The organism is Acinetobacter radioresistens DSM 6976 = NBRC 102413 = CIP 103788 (assembly GCF_006757745.1).
Taxonomy (GTDB): Bacteria; Pseudomonadota; Gammaproteobacteria; order Pseudomonadales; family Moraxellaceae; genus Acinetobacter; species Acinetobacter radioresistens.
The window spans coordinates 1,172,192-1,191,695 of record NZ_AP019740.1; the positions used below are offsets into that span (position 1 = coordinate 1,172,192).

Here is a 19,504-nt window from a genome sequence, read left to right on the forward strand (position 1 = left end):
TAGATATGTTTTTTAACAAGAAGGTACTCGCCATTGCCTTGGCCGCTGTGGTTACTGCATGCAGCAATTCTAATATACCTTCTGAAGGTACAACACAAGCGCAGAGTGCAGATACCTTAAGCTTTAGTAGCAAGGCAGGTAATATTGATGTACCGGCTAATCTTTCAAGAATTGCAGTATTAGATACCAATGCATTAAATACCATTCATGAACTAGGAGCAGATGAGAAGGTGGTAGCTTTACCTAAAGGTACACCTTTACCAGCAGTATTAAACAAGTTTAATGACCAAAAATATGCAGATGTCGGTACAGTAAAAGAACCGAACCTGGAACGAATTGCAGCCAGCCAGCCACAACTGATCCTGATGAGTGGCCGAATGGAAAATCTGGTTGATCAGATCAAACAGATTGCACCTACCTATTTTATTGATATTGACTATAAAGACCAATTTAACTCTTTTAAACAGCAAACACTGAATATTGCTCAAATGGTAGGTAAAACAGCGGAGGCTGAAAAGGAACTGGCCGAGCTAGAACAGGATATTGCTGAAATTAAGCAAAAGACTAAAGGCAAGACTGCTCTGATCGTGCTGGTTAATAATAATAAAATTGCTGCCTATGGCCCGGGTTCACGTTTTGGTAATATCCATGATCTGTACGGTTTCACTCCAGCTGATCCATCTATTAAAGTAGGGTTACATGGCATGGCAATTTCACATGAATTCATTGCACAGAAAAATCCGGATTATCTATTCGTGATTGACCGCGGCGCAGCTATTACCGACAAGAAGGATGGTGCAAAACATATTCTGTACAATAATATTGTGAACCAGACCAAAGCTGCTAAAAATGGTCACATTGTATATCTGGATTCAAGCAACTGGTATTTAATGAATGGTGGACTGGGCGGTATGAAAGATATGCTGAAAGAGGTCGAAACTGCCTTAAACTAAGCTGTCTAAATTTAAAGCAAGAGTGCCAGTCAAGTCATCTTCACAAGTTATTTTTAAAAAGTTAAGTGATAAAAAAGCCCCGCAGTGCGGGGCTTAGTCGTATATAGATCGTGCTATATACTGTATGAGGCTCATCTCAAACTGCCTGCATTAAAACATAATTTAAGTTGGCTAGCGAGAATTTTCAGCTAAAAATTATTTTGAAATCGTTGCAAAATGACTTTTGAATTAAAAGGAACAGCTGCATACAAGCTCTATCTTATAGAGGCGAAAAATTGACCGATATTTAAGCAAGTCATTTTTAACTGGTCTGTAAGAGCTTTTGTTTCTTTTCAACAGCGAAAGCAAATAATAAAATAATTAAACCGCCAAGACTGAGCACGAATCCAACCCAGACAGGTGCTAGCCAGCCCATACCATGACTCAGTACCCAACCTCCTAAAAAGGCGCCCAAAGCATTTGCCAGATTAAAAGCAGAATGGTTCAGGGATGCCGCAACGGCTTGTGCTTCACCAGCAACGTCCATTAGACGGGTTTGTAAAGTTCCACCTAAGCCCATAACAGTCAGGCCGATGAGAAATAGAGCTAGAAACGCAGTATATAGATCAGAAAGCATAAAACTGGCTAACACGAAAGCTAAAGCTGAACTAACCAGAATACCAACAATAGTTTTATTTAAATACCGGTCTGCCAGCCAGCCTGCAACCAGACCGCTAATGACCATTCCTGCTCCCCATATTGCTAATGCTACAGGCACCACTTCAATATTTGCGCCAGTATATTCAGTCAGAATGGGTGAAACATAACTATAAACCGAGAACATCCCCCCGAAACCGATTGCACCGACGCCTAGTGTTAACCACATCTGAACATTTTTAAGTCCGGCCAGTTCTGTCTTGATACTCGCTGTAGCCTGAACCTGAATTTTTGGAATATAGAGTATGACCACTGCTACAGTTAAAAAAGCAATCAAGGCAGAGAATTCAAAACCGGTTCGCCAGCCAAACTGCTGACCTAGCCAGGTGGCCAAGGGTACGCCAACCACTGTTGCCAGAGTAAGCCCTAACATCATTTGTGCAACTGCCGAAGCACGACGCGAAGGACCGGCCAGCTCTGCTGCGACCAGAGCACCTACACCAAAATAAGCCCCATGCGGTAATCCGGCAATAAAACGTGACAGCATGACAGTTTCAGTACTATGCGCTAAAGCAGTTAATCCATTCGCTATCCCATAAAATAGCATTAAACCTATTAATAATATTTTACGTGGTATTCGGGCGCCTAAAATCGCGATTACCGGCGCACCAATGGTTACGCCTAGCGCATAAGCACTAATAAAATGCCCGGCAGCTGGAACAGAAATGTTGAGATCTGCTGCAATTTCCTGAATCAGGCCCATAGCAACAAACTCAGTCTTACCAATACAAAATCCGCCAAGTGCTAAAGCGAAAATGGCAAGAAAGAGCGAATAAGATTTTTTTTCGACAGGAGAGTCTTCTATTAGAGGCATAACTACTTAAAAAAATAACAAGAACGCGAATTATAAGGAAAAATAGGTAAAAAATATAAAAAAATAAAAAATCACTTCATATTTAGGTACTATTTTATCTATATATGAGAGTTTATTAATGAGTTTGATCAAGTGAGTAGGGAACTATTAAGTATTTAACGTATCTAACAGAAATATAAGCAAATTAGTTCGAGTTGGAGAAACATGCTAAACCAAATTTGATTTTTAATTAGTCAAAATAAAACTCTATAAAAACTTAAACTAAACAAGCTGATACATAAAGAACTTTCAACTAGTCGCATACTGAGGCTAGAACTTACGAAATAAATGATAAAGAAAATCAGGAAACCAGATGAATTATCAAATCGATGCTTTTGGAACCTTGGTATTAGCTGTACTGGTCCTGTTATTGGGCCGGTTTTTGATTCAAAGAATTAATTTCTTGAGACAGTATAATATTCCTGAACCAGTAGTAGGCGGCTTGATTGCTGCGCTTATTGCTTACCTGCTCCATAATTTTCTTAATATGAGTGTAAATTTTGACAGTAATGTACAGAATATTTTTATGCTCATGTTTTTCTCGTCAATCGGTTTGAGCGCGAGTTTAGTCAAACTGAAGAAGGGCGGCGGGGCCTTGCTGGTATTTCTGGTTTGTGTAGCTTTCTATGTACTTGTACAAAATGCAATTGGCATGAGTCTGGCAACTTTATTAGGACTTGACCCGCTCATCGGCTTGATTGCCGGATCAATTACTTTAACAGGTGGTCATGGAACAGCAGGTGCCTGGGGAGAGATTCTGGAAACCGAATATGGCATTCAGGGAGCGATTGTGCTCGGTATGGCCAGTGCGACATTTGGTCTTATTATTGGGGGAGTGATGGGTGGTCCGGTCGCTAAATTTCTAATCCGGCGTCATCAACTGGCAGAAGAAATTCCCTATAACCAGCGTGATGATGAAACACCTCCTGGGCTTGAAACAGATGTTGCGCCGTTCGAGTATCCACGTAAAACCCGATTGATTACTGCCAGTAATGCAGTGACTACGCTTGGTATGTTTGCCTTCTGTATTTATGCTGCTAACTGGATGACTGATATCAGTGCAGGACAATGGTTTGAACTGCCTACTTTTGTTTGGGCGCTGGCCACAGGAGTATTGCTGCGTAATATTCTGGAAAATGTTTTTAAAGTAAATATTTTTGATCGGGCTATTGATGTATTTGGCAATGCTTCATTATCTGTTTTTCTGGCAATTGCTTTGCTATCACTTCAACTCTGGTTACTGGCAGATCTGGCAGGCGCCCTGGTTGTAATACTCATTGCGCAAACAGCAGGGCTTGCCTTATTTACTATTTTTGTGACTTACCGCTTTATGGGTAAAAATTATGATGCTGCGGTTTTAAGTGCAGGGCATTGTGGTTTCGGTATGGGGGCTACACCTACAGCCATTGCCAATATTCAGGCAGTCACCAATACTTATGGCCCATCACACAAGGCTTTTCTAGTAGTACCATTATGTGGAGCATTTTTTGTTGATATTATTAATGCAGTGGTAATTCAGGGCATATTATCTTTTTTCTAATTTTCATTTAAAAAATAGACCTAATTTAAAGGTCTATTTTTTATATTCAGTATACGCAGACTATAAATTCAAACCCAAAAGCATATAGCAACTGACAGGCCAGTTGATATCAAATCTCTTTTAATAATTTATAGGTTTTTATAGGCATTTAACTGGTATATAAAGATTATAGGGTTAGCATTAAACTATTATGATCGGCTTGCTTTAAAGATAGGAATGATTATTTACCTTTATAAAATAAGCTATTAACTTAGGTAAATTAGTAGATTTCAATATAATGGGAAGGGCGAGAGAAAGTTAAATATTCTATCTTATTTAATTTCTTAACAGCTTGAAAATATAAAAAAAATAAGTGTAATACTGTCTGAATTAAAAAACCTTCATAAAAAATAAAATAGCCAATTGTAAACAGGCTAAAGCTGGCATCAATCTGATTTTTCTGCTTGTTATCTTCAACCGGCTGAGTTTTTTCCAGAAATCTATTCTGGTCAGTTTTTCCTTGTCCATAGTCTTTTTCTGCAAATTAATATTCATATTTTGCCTTGGTACCCGAGTAGTCAAGAATATTGGCTTAATAAAATATTCATCCTAATTTTTATGGGTAAAATTAACTTATTTAAGAATAATAAAGAAAAGTTATAATTGAGTAAAACTAATTAAATTCATGGTATATTGAATTTAATTCATTTGAACATTTTAAGTTTAATTTATGCTTGAGATCCGTCACTTAAAAACTTTACTGGCTTTACGTGAACATGGTTCGCTGGTGGCTGCTGCTAATGATTTATGCCTTACGCCGTCAGCAATTTCTCATCAGTTAAAGGAACTGGATCACTGGTATGGAACTGAAGTAGTAAATCGCCGAAGCCGCCCTGTAACTTTTTCTAATGTTGGGCAACGCCTGTTACGACTGGCAGATGATGTTCTGCCACAGATACAACTTGCACAAAGTGATATAACTCGTATTGTTCATGGACAAACTGGGCGTATTATATTTTCTTCAGAATGTCATAGCTGTTTCGACTGGCTAATGCCACTTCTCAACCAGTATCGTCATCAGTACCCAGATGTAGATCTGGATTTTGCTTCCGGCTTTGAAGCTAACCCTCATGAACTTTTGCAAACTGCCGAGTTTGATCTGTTAATTACAGCTGATCCGATTGCTCTAAAAGGGGTGGAGTATTTTCCAATTTTTGAGTATGAATCTCGTCTTGTGCTTGCCAGTACCCATCCACTGGTCCGTGTTGAGCAAATTACGATACAGCAGCTGGCTGAGGAAACCTTGATTACTTATCCGGTTGATAAACATCGGCTGGATATTATGGCAAAACTGTTTATTCCTGCCAATATTCAGCCCAAACACATCCGTACTACCGATCTGACCCAGATGCTGATTCAGCTGGTTGCCAGCGGACGCGGTATAGCAGCTTTACCAGACTGGGTGGTCAATGAATATGAACAGAAAGGCTGGGTCATCAGCCGTCGTCTGGAATGTGCGGGAGAGAAAGGCCTGAGACGGACTTTATATGCGGGTTATCGTACTGAAGAGAAGGAAAAGGACTATTTTGCAGGCTTTTTAAAACAGTTGCAGAAATTCTCTCATCAGCGTACACATTATTATATGTAAGTTAACTTCATGTTTAAGATGTACCAATAATAATAGATAACAGGCCTGCTGCAATTAGTGGGCCGACCGGTACGCCACGTAATACCGCTACACCGGCAACTGTTCCAATTAACAGACCAGCCACGACATCTGGCTGGTTAGACATCAGTTTTACACCGCGTCCACCGAGCCACGCTACCAGTAACCCGATTCCAATTGCCAGTAATGATTTCAAACTTAGAAAAGATTTTAAAATACTTTCGCCTGGAATTTTACCGCTAGCGATCGGCGTAAGCACACCAATAGTTAAAATAATAATACCAATATTTAAACCATGTTGCTGAAGATAGGGGAAAAACTGCTCTAGTGGCGTCATTTTGAAAACAATCAGTATCCCGGCTGCAATAGTGACAGCAGTATTATGACTAAAAATACCACAAGCCAACAAAACCAAAAGAACCATCAGGTTTACATCAAGTTGGGACATCATAAGCAAGTCAAACGTTGGGAGAAACGGACTGCCATTGTACTCTCTTTCCTTAAAGGCGCTAGGGCAGGTTAATGCTTGAGAAACGCAAGTAACTAAGACAGATCGCTAATATCAACTATGCTGTATTTAACTAAATACTTTAAAAACCCGAATCGCGGATAAGAAATTGACTTGAAAAATAAGAGGACTAGAGCCATCAGTTAAGTTACCACACCAAACTCACAACTCTAGTCCTGATGTTCGATAGTACCGAATTATTCTGCATAATTGATGATTTTTTTCTTAAATTTGAAGCAACTTATTGGGAGTTTCTCAAACAAAACCGTGGTTCCTTAAGAATCAGAACTGCTCAACTTACAATTTCAGAAATCTGCTTTATTGCCATTTGGTACAAATGCTCTCATTTCAATAATTTCAAAGCCTTTTTCACCTGGTTAAAAGAAGATAAAAGCCATTTATTTAAGTACTTGCCTTGCTATCAAAGGATGATTCATCTGATCAATATGCATGAATTAGCCCTACACGCTTTACATGTGGCACTGATGAAAGGCCAAGGTACACAATATTTATGGATTGATTCAACAACTCTGCCAGTTTGTAAAACTCAACGTATTCAGCATCATAAATCATTAGTCCAAATTGCATCACGTGGTAGAAGCTCAATGGGCTGGTTTTATGGCTGTAAATTACATATTGCGATGAATCAATTTGGTGAAATTGCCTGTTCTGCTTTATCGAATGGACATGTTGCTGACATAAAAATGGTTGAGCAATTGGTTGCTGGTATAGAAGCAAAACTTTACGGGGATCGAGGTTACATCAGCCAAGAATTAAAAATTAGATTGAAATATCAAGGTATTGATTTAATTAATTATCATCGAAAGAATATGCAGGCTATTCAACTTTGTGCATCAGATGAATATCACCTAAGACAACGCAATAAGATAGAAACATTATTCAGTTTATTGAAGGGGCAATACAATTTAGTGACGAGTAAAGCACGTAGTCTTCATGGATTTCTGAGTGGAATTTACGCCTCACTATGTGCATATCAACTCACTCATCAAAATAAGCCAACAATTCAAATTAAGGAATCATCGGCTTAAGCAGGATTCGGGTTTAAAAGGCTATAAATATTTTAAAAATAGAGGAAGCTCTGCCTAAATTTCAATATTTTCAATAAAAAATTTTAACTTATATGCTTCACTCTCCAATAGTTACGATCTGCTACTTTTCATATTGTTTGAGGTATCAAAAAAGAAAATAATAAGTTATTTATTTTATTTACCACAAGAGAGCAGATAACAATCATCAGCGCATTCTTGGTGGAACTTAGCTAAAATAAACCGATTATTTTGGAGAATATCTCATGTTGCTGGAAAAAATATTGCAATCTCAAGGTTTTGGTTCACGAAAATATTGCCAGCAACTGATTAAAAGTGGAGCAATTAGTATAAATCACGAAATTTGTGTAGATACTAAAGCAAAATTTGACCTGAAAAATTTTACTTTTAAGGTACATGGTGAAGAGTTTGAATATCGGGAAAAAGTATATATCGCATTAAATAAGCCACAAGGTTATGAATGTTCTCATCAGGCCCAATACCATTTTAGTGTATTTGATTTATTTGATCCCACTCTCCTTAATCGTGGAATCCAGTGTGTAGGCCGGCTCGATCAGGATACAACCGGGTTGCTGTTGTTGACAGATGATGGTCAATTTCTACAGGCTCTGACACATCCACGTAAACATGTGGCAAAAGTATATGAGTTGATAACGGCCAACCCTATTACGCCAGAACAGATTCGATTGCTGGAACAGGGCGTAGAGCTTCGTAATGATGGTATATTTAAAGCAAGCAATATAAAGCAAACCAGTTCTAATCAGTTGAGTCTGGCGATTCATCAAGGTGTCTACCATCAGGTAAAACGTATGCTAGCTGCGGTAGGTAATAAAGTCGAAAAATTGCACCGTAGTAAAATCGGAGAACTTGAATTACCTATGCTTGCCGAAGGAGAATGGACTTATCTGGACCAGACACAGATTGAACTGGCAAAGTCGCGTATGGTGCCATAGTAAAGTCTATCCAAAAGCTGAATCTAGGTTTTATGTATATAGGTTTGGCATGAAAAAACAATCAGACTTTGTCACTTTCCCCTAAAAGAGCATTGAGCTCTTCAAATAAGTCAGCATCATTCTCATCATCTGGTTGATAGGCTGGAGAAAGGGGAGCAGTTGCGTGCTCACTTTTCATCTTACGCAATTTGGTCAGCTGTTCCATATTAATACTGGGATTTTCAATTGCGAAAGGAATAGATTTGGTCAGTACGACTTGCTTGAAAAAAAGGCGGACTGCCTGTGCTGGTGTAATTCCCAATTGCTTAAAAACTGCAAAAGCCTGTTTTTTTTCTTGTGAGTCAAGTCGGACTTGATAAACTTCCGTTTTCCGCATGAATAATAACCAAGTTAGGAGAAAGAATTTTAGCTGTATTTTAACGCTACAAAATGTATTTTCAACGCTTTATATCAAGTAAATAATTTTTTTGTCATTACAGGTAAATTACAATAGCAGGTCAAATCCTGACTGATAGGTTTTTTTAACTAAATCTACAGGATCAATAAATGTTATTTCTTTAGCTAGTAGCTGCAAGGGCGCTGTAAAATCGTTATCTGATTTGTGCTGAACGATAGGATAAAAACTGTCATTTTGAATAGGTATTCCCAGATGATTTAGATGAACCCGTAACTGATGTTGTTTGCCTGTGCGTGGCTTCAACTGATATTTTGCCCAGTGAGCTCGAACATCTAAAAGATCAATCAATGTTTCTGTATTAGACTCTCCCTCCACTATCTGCATAGTATAAAAAGGTTCACCTTTGTCGAGACGTAGTGTTAGGTTTATCGGGAAATTAAGCTCGGGCTTAAAAGGCGCCACGGCATGGTAAGTCTTTTCTACCTTACGTTCAGCAAAGAGCTTCTGATATAAACCACGTGTTTCAGGACGTTTTGAAAAAAGTACTACACCTGCAGTTTCACGGTCGAGTCGATGAATAGGGGTGAGAGTCTCTATTCCGGTTTGTTTTTTCAAACGAACCAATAATGTTTCTTGTACATACTGCCCGGTTGGGCTCATCGTAAGGAAATGCGGTTTATCGACCACCAAAAATTCATCTGTTTCATGCAAGATGTGATGCTCAAATGGCACAGGTGTTTCCTTGGAAAGAAAACGATAGTAATAAATATGCTGATTTCCCTCATAAATACTATCAATCCTTAATTTCTGCCCATGTGTCGTATAAACCAGCCCGTCCTCGAAACGCTGCATCCATTCATTCGCATTAATATGCGGAAACTGCTGGGTTAAATGTTCATAGATGGTATTTGCCTGAGATTTTAGTGGCAGAAATACTTTACTGGCGCTAACACCATCGATCATAGGAGGTATAAAAACTGTACTAAAAGGTTTATTCATGAGAGCAATAATATATAGACAATAAGAACTGATCTTTATAAAGACCGGTCAAGATTAAAATTAATGAATATAGTATAGGGCAGCATAGGCTTTAAGGCGGGGCAATGCTATCATAATTGCAAGATTGGAACATGATGTGAGCCTTATGCAGTATACTTTTAGCCTGACTTTAAATAGTGAAGATGATACACAAAAGCTGGCTCAGGTACTGGCTCAGCATTTTAATTCAGGTGTTGTATATCTGGTCGGAGATTTGGGTGCCGGCAAGACAACACTCAGCCGTTATTTTTTGACAGCATTGGGCCATCAGGGTGCTGTAAAAAGTCCTACCTATACTTTGGTCGAGCCTTATACGATACAAGGTCGTGATGTTTTTCATTTTGATTTATATCGTCTGCATGACCCTTACGAGCTGGAACTGATGGGGATCCGTGATTATCTGGAAATTCCGGATGCGCTGTTTTTATTTGAATGGCCTTCCAAAGGTGGAAGTGAAATTCCGCAAGCTGACCTCATTATTGATATTTTAAAATCAGACGATGACCTGCAACGTCAGGTAAGTATTTCAACTGAATCGGCTGAGCTGTTTAATAAATTACGGGAAAAAATGAATGTCGCATGATGAAAGCGGTTTGCGCCGTATTCATACGCTTGATGCTGCTCTTGCAAACCAGATTGCTGCAGGTGAGGTAATTGAGCGGCCTGCTTCTGTGGTTAAGGAGTTACTAGAAAACTCGATTGATGCTGGTGCTACCGAGCTGATTATCCGGGTCGCCCAAGGTGGCAGTACTCTAATTGAAATTATTGACAACGGACGTGGAATACATCCTGAAGATCTTGCACTGGCAGTGATGCGACATGCAACCAGTAAAATCCAGTCTGCTGAAGACTTATATGCAATAGCCAGCTTGGGGTTTCGGGGTGAAGCCTTGGCTTCAATTGCTGCGGTATCACGCTTGAGTTTATGCAGTAGTCAAGATGACTCAGGTATTGGCTATCAGGTTGAAGTTAATGGTACTGCTTTTGATCACCAGGAGATTCAGGCAGTCGCAGCACAAAAAGGGACGCACATTCGTGTACAGGACTTGTTTTTTAATGTGCCTGCCCGTCGGAAGTTTTTGAAAAAACCGACCACCGAGTTCGGGCATATTGAGGAAATCGTCCGTCGCATGGCGCTTACGCATTTTGATGTGCGTTTCGTTCTTGAACATAATGACAGTATCCGTTTAAACCTGCCAATTGCTGATAGTGGAGAGCTGCGCTCTCAACGTGTCCAGCAGTTGCTGGGTCGCTCATTTACTGAAAATGCTTATTGGATTGATGCGCAAAGTATTAACATGCATCTTTCGGGTTGGCTTGGTCATCCATCTGATGCGCGTCCTCAGGCAGACTTGCAGTATGTCTATGTAAACGGAAGAATTGTAAAAGATAAAACCATCTCACATGCATTACGTATGGCGTATGATGGTATTTTGCATGGCCATCAGCATGCAGGATACTTATTGTTTCTGGAAGTCGACCCAGAAAATGTCGACGTGAATGTTCATCCTACAAAACATGAAATCCGTTTTCTAAATCAACGTGAAGTTCACGAATTTGTGCGGCACTATGCAAAAGAAACCTTATCACAGTTCCAAACTGCAACTGCTGACCTTGCCCAGGCAATGAAAGCTGAATCAGTTATACATACCACGACTGGTTCTTTTAACCCGCAGCCGCGTCACCAGGAACAGTTTCAGTTACATCGTCCGACACAGCCCAAGGCTTCAGCTCTGGGCATAGCAACTCCCCAAACTGAAGTATCTACCGAATTACTGACCGAATTTAAGGCGAGTGCACCGCGTACTGTACAATATGCACCCCAGCGGCCTTATGCCGGCTCTCAGCAGTTAAATAACGCCTTAAGGAGTTATCTGTCACCATTAAGGGAAGAGAGTACTCAAGCGCCTGTTATTCCGGCTGCATCGGTAGTATCGACTCATGTAGATGAGTTTCCATTAGGAATTGCAATTGCTCAACTGCATGGTATTTATATTTTGGCGCAAAATACTGAAGGTTTGATTATTGTTGATATGCATGCAGCCCATGAGCGGATTTTGCTACAGCAAATGAAGTCTGCCTGGGATAAATCTGAGTTCTGGATAGCACAGCAATTACTCATTCCTAAAGTTGTTTCAATTACGCGTATGCAGGCAGCACGTATTGAAGAGTTGAAACCACAACTGGAACGTTTGGGGCTGGATATAGACCAGTATGGAGATGAGCAGGTGATAGTAAGAGGTGTTCCTGCTATTTTACAAAAAGCCGACTTCACTACACTAATACCTGAACTTTTAAATGATCTTGACCCAAGTGATGAAGCGCGCGGTCTTACGCAAAAACGTGACCAGATTCTGGCTGGTATGGCGTGCCATGGAGCAGTACGTGCACATCGGCAACTTAGTCTCTCTGAAATGAATGCATTACTTCGTCAAATGGAACAAACTGAATTTGCCAGCCAGTGTAATCATGGCCGTCCAACTTGGCGTGCGTTTCCTTTAACTCAATTAGATAAATTATTTGCTCGAGGAGAGTAGTTGTACATGTCTAGCGTACTACCCGTCATCAATTTAATGGGCCCAACGGCAAGCGGTAAGACGGCGCTGGCATGTGAGCTGTATGAACAGGGCGGATTTGAACTGATATCTGTTGACTCGGCACTAATTTATAAAGATATGGATATTGGTACAGCCAAACCTACCAAGGAAGAGCAGGTTCTTTATCCGCATCATCTGATCGATATTATTAGCCCACTAGAAGTATATTCAGCTGCACAGTTTGTGGAAGACGTCTGTCCGCTCATTGATGATATACACGCCAGAGAAAAAACACCTATACTGGTAGGTGGAACTATGCTCTACTTTAAAGCTTTACTTGAAGGTCTTTCAACTAATCTACCAAATGCAGATCAGGCTATCCGTAAAACTATTGAGCAAAAGGCTGAATACGAAGGCTGGGAAGCAGTCTATGCTGAACTATGTGAAGTAGATCCTTTAGCGGGACAAAAATTTAGAGTAAGTGATAGACAGCGTATAACTCGTGCACTGGAAGTTTTTTATATCACTGGCCAGCCTATTACAAAACTACAGGCCGAACAGCCAAAAAATTTACCATATCGTTACACATTTCATAATCATGCCCTACTACCTAATCGATTAGAATTGCATGAGCGCATTGAGAAAAGATTAAAAAAAATGTGGGAAATCGGATTTTTAAATGAAGTAGAGATATTGATTAAAAAATACGATTTAAATGAAAACTTGCCCTCAATGCGTAGTGTAGGATACCGCCAAGTAATCGATTTTCTATTAAAAAGTGATAAAACTATTAAAAGTAAACATGAAATGGAGGATAAAACCTTATTTGCAACACGACAACTGGCAAAACGTCAATACACTTGGTTACGCTCTTTGCAAGAATTACACCAATTTAAAACTTACGAGACGCTTAAGCAGGCTCAACAAGACTTGCGAAACTGTTATAGATAAAGCAAAATTTAACTACTGTCTTTTTTATAATTTTTAATTGAAAAATAAAGATAGTTTTTTGCGCTGATTTTAATTTTTTTGGAGTTATAAAATGTCTAAAGGTCAAACTTTACAAGATCCGTTCTTGAATTCTCTCCGTAAAGAACGTATTCCTGTTTCTATCTTCCTTGTTAACGGTATTAAGCTACAAGGTCATATTGAATCTTTTGACCAGTATGTTGTTTTATTGAAGAATACTGTAAGCCAGATGGTTTATAAGCATGCGATTTCTACAGTAGTTCCAGCGCGTAATCCTCGTCCTGCAGGTGCACCTGCAGGGGCTCAAGGAGCTGGCGGCTTTGGTGGCGGTCAAGGCAGTGGCTTTGGTGGCGGTCAAGGTGGTGGCTTTGGTGGCGGTCAGGGCGGTGGCTTTGGCGGCGGTCAAGGCGGCGGCTTTGGTGGACAAGGTGGCTTTGGCGGTCAAGGCGGTGGCTTTGGTGGACAAGGCGGCTTTGGTGGAGGCCATCAAGGTAGCTTTGGCGGCGCTCAAGGTGGCTTTGGTGGCGGTCAAGGCGGTTTTGGCGGCGGTCAATCGACTTCAGGCTTCGATAATGACTCGAAATTTGAAGATAGCCAAGATGACGATACCAATAATCGTTAATTTATAAGTAATAAAAAAAGCTCCTTAAAAAAGGAGCTTTTTTTATTAATCAAACATTGACTTAAAACTTTTAAGTTTAGTTATTAAAAAAGACACTGTTACCAGTGTCTTTTTTTCAGCTTAACTAGGAGTTACTGTCCAGATTAGGTTGTTTGATTTCAACATAAGCATTGGCACGCAGTTCACGTAGCCAGCTATCAAGCTCGGTTTCAAACTGCCGCTCACCCAGAATTTGGCGAGCCATACGTTCTTGGTATTCTTCTGTCATATCCTGCTGACGAGTATCTGTCACCTGTAAAATATGCCATCCAAACTGGGTCTGGAAAGGAGCACTAACCTGGCCGACAGGAGTGCTTTTCATTTTTTCTTCAAACTCAGGCACCATTACACCAGGGCTTACCCAGCCCAAACTACCACCGTCACGTGCTGATCCAGTATCTGTTGAAAAAGTAGAAGCTAATACTGTGAAATCCTCACCAGCTTTAAGACGATTATAAATATTATCAATCATGTGTTTAGCATTTTCTGGACTGACCACTTCAGATGGCTGAATCAAAATATGACGGGTCTGATACTGAGGGACTAATGCTTTTTGTTCACTTGTCTTACGTTCTAATACTTTTAGAACATGCACACCATCACGTGCCGGAATCAGCTCGGTAGTTTGGCCGACAGGTAAGGCACTTACGCGAGCTGCAAGTTCGGCAGGTATGTCTGCTAGGCTGCGAAAGCCCATGTCTACACCTTCTACCTGAACCTTAGCATCTGAATATTGCTTACTGATAGCCTGAATATCATTGCTTGTGTTTAATGCATTTTTTACTTGCTGCGCAATACTTTCAACATTAGCAGTCTGTTTGTCTTTGGGAGTAATCCGGGCATGAATGACATGGACCTGACTACCCAGTGCCGCCTGACCTTGTGGAGATTTCAGGAAATTCTCTACATCTTGGTCGCTGATTTTGATGCGGGACATAACCTGTTGCTGGCGAAGACGATTAATTGCTAAATCTTCAGCAATACGGTTACGTAATGATTCATATGTTCCTGGAGCCATAGCATCAAGCTTTTGCTGAAAGGCTTCTAGGGTTTTTGTGCCGGACTGACTGGCAACCTTCATCACTGCTTCATTTAAACTCTTTTCATCAGGTTTAACGTTATAGCGTCGCACCTGTTCAAGCTGGGCCTGACGCAAAATCAGCTGGTCCAAAGCCTGTTTTTCCAGAAACGCCTGTGGAGGAACTTCACGTTTCTGGGTTTCCAGCTGATGTTTAAGTTCAGCTACGCCTTGTATCAAATCACTTTTTAAGATGACACCATTGTCCACAATCGCAACAACCTCATCTACAGGTTGTGCAAAGCTTTGCATTGATGAAGAAATGACTAAGGCAAGCGCAGTGGCTTTAAAGAATTGTTTAAAATACTTTGTCTTCATTAACGTTGTGTCCAAGATTGATTAATTTTACTAAAACCTAAAACGCGACTTTCAAGTAAAGAGGCCAGTTTATTATTTAGCCCCCCTAATCCCTTGAGGGTGAACTCGGCCATAACAGCGCGTTTCGGTTTAACGCCCGGCTCATTGATGTCATCTAGATCATTATAATAAGAGCGGCCATATACTGACACGCCCCAACAGCAGGATTCATAATTTACACCGAGCAGATATTCGCGTGCTACATCCTGATCAATGTCATATTGCACATGTCCCATAATACGCCAATTGTTATAAACAGGTTGTATAAACGATGCAACCACCTGGTCATAGCTGTCTTGGCGGTTTGGAATATCTTTGCGGTAAAAATAGCCAAGATTGTAAAGATTGCCCTGATTACCGGTGTAGTAAACCTGAAAATCTCGCTGCGAGTTTTCACCATTAGACATCCAGGCTGAATTGGCGCTAATTGTGAAATTCTGGTTCAGTTGGCTACTCAGGCTGAGTACGGGACCTGTACGTTTTTCTTGGTCCAGCTCATCTTCATTATATAAAGTTACTCTGCGGTCTTCAAAGAAGTAGCTTTGTCCTACACTGGCACGCAGTCTTTCCAAACCTATCTGATCCATCAGGCTGTATGTTACGCCCAGAGAAAGAAAATTATTGTCTTCTAAGCGGTCATGTCCATAAAAGCGGTAAGGATTGAACAACTGGTCATAACTGATAGAGGCTGTAGTCGTATCAAAGTTTGGATAATCATTCTGATCTTTATACGGCGCATAAGCATAGAAAAGGCGCGGAGAAATACTTTGCAGGAAAGTTCCTTCTTTTTCAAACAATAGGCCGGTATCAAGTGTAAATTGCGGTACTGCTACACTTTTTGTCAGAGAATCTGCTTCAATACCCCGGTCTTCACGAGAGTCGCGATCATAGAAAGTGTTAATAGAGCGGAAAGATACTTCCGGAATTACAAAAGACCATGGATTGCGGTAGTTGTAACGAACCGCAAATTGATTATAGATACGGGTACCACTACTTTCCAGAACATCTGAATCATCATTAATTGATTTTTTAAAATAGCCGGTATCATTGTTGAATTCATACTGTAGGCCCTGAGGATTTCCCCCGACGTAATTCAGCAGGAATTGAGGAAGTCGAGCGTACGGCCGATCTTCATCCTTAATGTCTTTATCCAGTGTCTGAAAGTCTTCGACCTTAAGTTGAGCTTTCAAGCCTGGAATCTGATTACGATAGTTAATTACCCAGGCGCGGCGCTGGTTCAGATCTGTTTTGCTGTTTGGACTTGAATCCAGGTCGGCGAAATAGTCTTTATCAGAGACATAATTATATTCAAGATTGGTTGACCAATACGGGTTAATGACCCAGTCATGTAAAAAATGAAATTCTTTACGATCTTCATCGTTATATTCTTTGTCAGAAGGAAGATAACCTCCCCAAACACGCCCCTCACCAAAGTTTTCAGTTAAATAGCGGAACTCTCCCTCAGCCATAGGGCCACGATCAGCAAGATAACGTGGTGTAATGGTCGCATCATAATTTGGTGCAAGATTGAGATATACCGGGACAGAGAGCTCTAGTCCACCGTCATTTGAAAAACCGAACTGCGGGTTTAAAATACCAGTTGTACGCCGGTCATCAATTGGGAAATTGAAGTAGGGCACAGCCAGCACAGGTGTATTTTTTACATATAATTTTGTTCCGGTTGTTACCCCGCGCCCGGTCTCCTGATTAAGCTCGATCCGGTCAGCCTGCAGCCTCCAGGCTGGTGCTTCACCTGGTGGGCAGGTGGTATAACTGGCATTACTGAGTATTGCAACTGTAGGGGAGGTTCGTTCAATTTTCTCTGCATGACCATGAGCATGCTGTTGCTCTGCAATATAAAAACTATTGTTCAGGTCGCCCGTCTGTGTTTTGAGGTTATAGTTAATCTGGTCACTTTGTGCTAGCAGCCCACCTTGAGCCAGTTGTACCCGACCTTGTGCATTCGCATAGGTTCGTGTCTGGTCAAGAGTGACTTTGTCTGCACGGATGCTGCGCCCCTCTTGATCAATTACCACATTACCTTCAAGTGTCGAATCACCTTGCGGATTGTAATAGCCATAATCAGCAGTAATCACAGAGGTGACCTTGTCTGGATCAGGTGCGTTATTGTCCGGACTAACTGGTGTAATCCATGTGCCCTGACAAAATGCAGAACTTAAGGCCTGAGTATTTCTTAGTTGTGCCTCAGGTGCACTTTTGTCAACATAATATTGTTCAAAAAACTGTTGCCCTGGGTAAGCTTCATTAATGCTTTCTTTGAGCTGGTTATTGCTTACTGTTGAAAAGGGTTCTGACTGCTCTGCATAACTTGATATGGAGCTACCACATAAAAGGGTCAAAATAGCAGTCGCTAAAGGATTAAATTTAAACTTATGCTTCATTTGTCTCATTAACCAAGTATGCTTTTCGCAATTAATTATTGTGGCATCATAGAGAAAAAGTGCAGAACTAGCTACACTTAATCCTTTAAAAAACTCAGCCTGTTTTAGATTTTATTGCAAATGAATACACAACGTGAACAATTGATACAAACATGGATTACAACTGTACTGAACTCGGATGAGTTTGAGCTTAATTTTTTAGCAGGTGATGCCAGCTTTCGCCGCTATGCACGTATAAAATATCAGAATAAAAGTTATATGCTCATGGATGCGCCGCCAGAAAAAGAAGACTGTGCTCCATTTGTTCATATAGATGAATTTTTTGCTGCTCATGGAGTGCGGGTGCCGCAGATTATGGCAAAAAATCTGGAACAGGGATTTTTACTGCTGGAAGATTTTGGTGATGTACTGCTTTCTACCCTGCTAAATGAAGAGACTGTAGATCAATATTATTTGCAGAGTTTCAAGCAACTGGTACAGCTGCAATCAATTGACGGAAAAGGCCAGTTTTCGCTTTATTCTCAGGAGAAATTACTGTCTGAAATGCAGTTGCTGACAGACTGGATGCTGCCTGCCTTAAGTATTGTACCCTCTCCGCAAGAACAGAAAATTATTGATCAGACATTTAAATTTTTATCTAAAGCTGCTTTAAGTCAGCCACAGGTGATCGTACATCGTGATTTTCATAGCCGTAACTTGATGAAACTTGAAGATGGGCAAGAGCTAGGGATTATCGACTTTCAGGATGCGGTAATTGGTGCAGATACTTATGACCTGGTCTCCATTACCCGTGATGCTTATGTACAGTGGCAACCAGAGCGTGTATATCAATGGTTCAAGACATTTTATGAGCTTTTGCCGGCCAGCACAAAACTGAACCGTACCTTTGAAGACTTTAAGCGTGATGCTGACTTCATGGCAATTCAACGGCACATTAAAATACTAGGTATTTTTGTGCGTCTGTTTGAGCGTGATGGTAAGGCGGGTTACTTAAAAGATCTCCCTCGTGTGATGTGGTATCTGTTAGAAGAAAGTCAGGGCTATACTGAACTTGAAGCGTTTGCGGAATTTATACGTCAGCGTGTGATGCCTGCTTTTACCCAAAAATACGGAATATATGAGGTGGCTGCCTGATGAAAGCAATGATTCTGGCAGCGGGACTGGGTAACCGGATGCGGCCACTCACACTGACCACGCCCAAGCCTTTACTGGAAGTTGGTGGGAAGCCACTTATAGTCTGGCATCTTGAGAAATTACAGCGTATCGGTGTTCGTGATATTGTCATCAATACGGCATGGCTGGGCGAAAAGCTCGTTGATGCTCTAGGTGACGGTTCAGCCTTTGGAGTCAATATCCTCTGGTCACATGAGGATGAAGGACTGGAAACGGCTGGTGGAATTATCAATGCTTTACCTCTGCTGGGTCGTGAGCCATTTATTCTGGTCAATGGTGATGTCTGGACTACGATGGATTTTGCGCCTTTGCTGCAGACTGAGTTAACTGGACATCTTGCACATTTGGTACTGGTTGACAATCCGCCTCAGCATCCTCAGGGTGATTTTATATTATCTCAGGGACATGCCTATACCTTTGCACAGGCGAAATCTGGTGAGGCACTGACTTATAGTGGTATTGCTGTTCTTTCGCCAGAGCTGTTTGTTGGGCTGGAACCTGGAAAGCGTCCACTTGCCCCGCTATTAAAAGAAGCTATGCAACAGCAACAGGTGAGTGCTGAAAAAATGCAGGGAGTCTGGGTCGATGTGGGTACACCAGAGCGTTTGAATGCTCTAGATCAGCAAATTCAGCAGGGCTTGTATGACCAAATGCATAATCACTAGTCATTAGATACT

Annotated in this window: 17 protein-coding genes; 11 read left to right on the plus strand and 6 right to left on the minus strand. The window is 40.8% G+C overall.

The annotated features are described in order from the left end of the window. Positions 1–5 precede the first annotated feature (5 nt). Positions 6–953, plus strand: coding sequence for a siderophore ABC transporter substrate-binding protein (locus tag ACRAD_RS05380; RefSeq protein ID WP_005025528.1), 948 nt, complete (start codon positions 6–8; stop codon positions 951–953). Between the two features lie 301 nt (positions 954–1,254). Here ACRAD_RS05380 and ACRAD_RS05385 read toward each other — a convergent pair whose 3' ends face one another. Further along, entirely contained in the window at positions 1,255–2,463 is a 1,209-nt protein-coding gene (locus ACRAD_RS05385) for an MFS transporter (RefSeq protein WP_005025530.1), read from the minus strand. Positions 2,464–2,815: 352 nt separating this feature from the next. On the opposite strand from ACRAD_RS05385, the gene gltS reads away from it, so the two are divergent. Both gltS and ACRAD_RS05395 read left to right on the plus strand, forming a co-directional pair. Then, positions 2,816–4,042, plus strand: coding sequence for a sodium/glutamate symporter (gene gltS / locus ACRAD_RS05390; protein WP_005014746.1), 1,227 nt, complete (start codon positions 2,816–2,818; stop codon positions 4,040–4,042). 709 nt (positions 4,043–4,751) lie between these two features. Then, entirely contained in the window at positions 4,752–5,669 is a 918-nt protein-coding gene (locus ACRAD_RS05395; protein WP_005025533.1) for a LysR family transcriptional regulator, read from the plus strand. A gap of 13 nt (positions 5,670–5,682) precedes the next feature. On the opposite strand, the gene ACRAD_RS05400 is transcribed toward ACRAD_RS05395, so the two are convergent. Then, positions 5,683–6,138 (minus strand): DUF441 domain-containing protein, encoded by a 456-nt coding sequence (locus tag ACRAD_RS05400; RefSeq protein WP_005014743.1) that lies wholly within the window; start codon positions 6,136–6,138, stop codon positions 5,683–5,685. A 236-nt stretch (positions 6,139–6,374) separates the two neighbouring features. Here ACRAD_RS05400 and ACRAD_RS05405 point away from each other — a divergent pair, with 236 nt between their 5' ends. After that, positions 6,375–7,244 (plus strand): IS982 family transposase, encoded by an 870-nt coding sequence (locus ACRAD_RS05405; RefSeq protein ID WP_005025536.1) that lies wholly within the window; start codon positions 6,375–6,377, stop codon positions 7,242–7,244. Between the two features lie 263 nt (positions 7,245–7,507). Further along, positions 7,508–8,215: a pseudouridine synthase gene (locus tag ACRAD_RS05410; RefSeq protein ID WP_005025539.1), complete on the plus strand. Its 708-nt coding sequence runs from the start codon at positions 7,508–7,510 to the stop codon at positions 8,213–8,215. 61 nt (positions 8,216–8,276) lie between these two features. Here the strand turns inward: ACRAD_RS05410 and ACRAD_RS05415 are convergent, their stop codons facing one another. Together ACRAD_RS05415 and ACRAD_RS05420 are read right to left on the minus strand one after the other, a co-directional pair. Then, complete coding sequence (locus ACRAD_RS05415; protein ID WP_005014739.1) at positions 8,277–8,591, minus strand: type II toxin-antitoxin system RelB/DinJ family antitoxin; 315 nt, start codon at positions 8,589–8,591, stop codon at positions 8,277–8,279. 108 nt (positions 8,592–8,699) lie between these two features. Next, the gene (locus ACRAD_RS05420; RefSeq protein ID WP_005025541.1) at positions 8,700–9,611 is read right to left on the minus strand and encodes a pseudouridine synthase; all 912 of its coding nucleotides are present in this window, start codon (positions 9,609–9,611) and stop codon (positions 8,700–8,702) included. Between the two features lie 145 nt (positions 9,612–9,756). On the opposite strand from ACRAD_RS05420, the gene tsaE reads away from it, so the two are divergent. The 4 genes from tsaE (at position 9,757) to hfq (ending at position 13,778) form a co-directional block, all read left to right on the plus strand. Further along, positions 9,757–10,233: a tRNA (adenosine(37)-N6)-threonylcarbamoyltransferase complex ATPase subunit type 1 TsaE gene (tsaE, locus tag ACRAD_RS05425; protein ID WP_005025544.1), complete on the plus strand. Its 477-nt coding sequence runs from the start codon at positions 9,757–9,759 to the stop codon at positions 10,231–10,233. Continuing rightward, on the plus strand, positions 10,223–12,187 hold the full coding sequence (gene mutL, locus ACRAD_RS05430; RefSeq protein WP_005025546.1) for a DNA mismatch repair endonuclease MutL: 1,965 nt from the start codon (positions 10,223–10,225) through the stop codon (positions 12,185–12,187). Before tsaE ends, mutL begins: the two co-directional genes overlap by 11 nt. A 6-nt stretch (positions 12,188–12,193) precedes the next feature. Next, complete coding sequence (gene miaA, locus ACRAD_RS05435; RefSeq protein WP_005025548.1) at positions 12,194–13,138, plus strand: tRNA (adenosine(37)-N6)-dimethylallyltransferase MiaA; 945 nt, start codon at positions 12,194–12,196, stop codon at positions 13,136–13,138. A 91-nt stretch (positions 13,139–13,229) separates the two neighbouring features. Further along, positions 13,230–13,778, plus strand: coding sequence for an RNA chaperone Hfq (hfq, locus tag ACRAD_RS05440; RefSeq protein WP_005025550.1), 549 nt, complete (start codon positions 13,230–13,232; stop codon positions 13,776–13,778). Between the two features lie 124 nt (positions 13,779–13,902). Here hfq and ACRAD_RS05445 read toward each other — a convergent pair whose 3' ends face one another. Both ACRAD_RS05445 and ACRAD_RS05450 read right to left on the minus strand, forming a co-directional pair. Then, positions 13,903–15,213, minus strand: coding sequence for a peptidylprolyl isomerase (locus ACRAD_RS05445; RefSeq protein ID WP_005025552.1), 1,311 nt, complete (start codon positions 15,211–15,213; stop codon positions 13,903–13,905). Continuing rightward, positions 15,213–17,654, minus strand: a complete 2,442-nt coding sequence (locus ACRAD_RS05450; RefSeq protein ID WP_010700167.1) for an LPS-assembly protein LptD — start codon at positions 17,652–17,654, stop codon at positions 15,213–15,215. Before ACRAD_RS05450 ends, ACRAD_RS05445 begins: the two co-directional genes overlap by 1 nt. Positions 17,655–17,774: 120 nt before the next feature. Between ACRAD_RS05450 and ACRAD_RS05455 the strand changes: the two genes are divergently transcribed. After that, entirely contained in the window at positions 17,775–18,788 is a 1,014-nt protein-coding gene (locus ACRAD_RS05455) for an aminoglycoside phosphotransferase family protein (RefSeq protein WP_005025555.1), read from the plus strand. Further along, positions 18,788–19,492 carry an N-acetylmuramate alpha-1-phosphate uridylyltransferase MurU gene (gene murU, locus ACRAD_RS05460; protein ID WP_005014729.1) on the plus strand — a complete coding sequence of 235 codons (705 nt, stop codon included), beginning with the start codon at positions 18,788–18,790 and terminating at the stop codon, positions 19,490–19,492. Before ACRAD_RS05455 ends, murU begins: the two co-directional genes overlap by 1 nt. Positions 19,493–19,504 lie beyond the last annotated feature (12 nt).

Excerpts from the sequence above, each read along its gene's own strand:
- ACRAD_RS05380 (WP_005025528.1), top strand. The coding sequence starts at position 6 with ATGTTTTTTAACAAGAAGGTACTCGCCATTGCCTTGGCCGCTGTGGTT.
- ACRAD_RS05385 (WP_005025530.1), bottom strand. The coding sequence starts at position 2,463 with ATGCCTCTAATAGAAGACTCTCCTGTCGAAAAAAAATCTTATTCGCTC.
- gltS (WP_005014746.1), top strand. The coding sequence starts at position 2,816 with ATGAATTATCAAATCGATGCTTTTGGAACCTTGGTATTAGCTGTACTG.
- ACRAD_RS05395 (WP_005025533.1), top strand. The coding sequence starts at position 4,752 with ATGCTTGAGATCCGTCACTTAAAAACTTTACTGGCTTTACGTGAACAT.
- ACRAD_RS05400 (WP_005014743.1), bottom strand. The coding sequence starts at position 6,138 with ATGATGTCCCAACTTGATGTAAACCTGATGGTTCTTTTGGTTTTGTTG.
- ACRAD_RS05405 (WP_005025536.1), top strand. The coding sequence starts at position 6,375 with ATGTTCGATAGTACCGAATTATTCTGCATAATTGATGATTTTTTTCTT.
- ACRAD_RS05410 (WP_005025539.1), top strand. The coding sequence starts at position 7,508 with ATGTTGCTGGAAAAAATATTGCAATCTCAAGGTTTTGGTTCACGAAAA.
- ACRAD_RS05415 (WP_005014739.1), bottom strand. The coding sequence starts at position 8,591 with ATGCGGAAAACGGAAGTTTATCAAGTCCGACTTGACTCACAAGAAAAA.
- ACRAD_RS05420 (WP_005025541.1), bottom strand. The coding sequence starts at position 9,611 with ATGAATAAACCTTTTAGTACAGTTTTTATACCTCCTATGATCGATGGT.
- tsaE (WP_005025544.1), top strand. The coding sequence starts at position 9,757 with ATGCAGTATACTTTTAGCCTGACTTTAAATAGTGAAGATGATACACAA.
- mutL (WP_005025546.1), top strand. The coding sequence starts at position 10,223 with ATGTCGCATGATGAAAGCGGTTTGCGCCGTATTCATACGCTTGATGCT.
- miaA (WP_005025548.1), top strand. The coding sequence starts at position 12,194 with ATGTCTAGCGTACTACCCGTCATCAATTTAATGGGCCCAACGGCAAGC.
- hfq (WP_005025550.1), top strand. The coding sequence starts at position 13,230 with ATGTCTAAAGGTCAAACTTTACAAGATCCGTTCTTGAATTCTCTCCGT.
- ACRAD_RS05445 (WP_005025552.1), bottom strand. The coding sequence starts at position 15,213 with ATGAAGACAAAGTATTTTAAACAATTCTTTAAAGCCACTGCGCTTGCC.
- ACRAD_RS05450 (WP_010700167.1), bottom strand. The coding sequence starts at position 17,654 with ATGAAGCATAAGTTTAAATTTAATCCTTTAGCGACTGCTATTTTGACC.
- ACRAD_RS05455 (WP_005025555.1), top strand. The coding sequence starts at position 17,775 with ATGAATACACAACGTGAACAATTGATACAAACATGGATTACAACTGTA.
- murU (WP_005014729.1), top strand. The coding sequence starts at position 18,788 with ATGAAAGCAATGATTCTGGCAGCGGGACTGGGTAACCGGATGCGGCCA.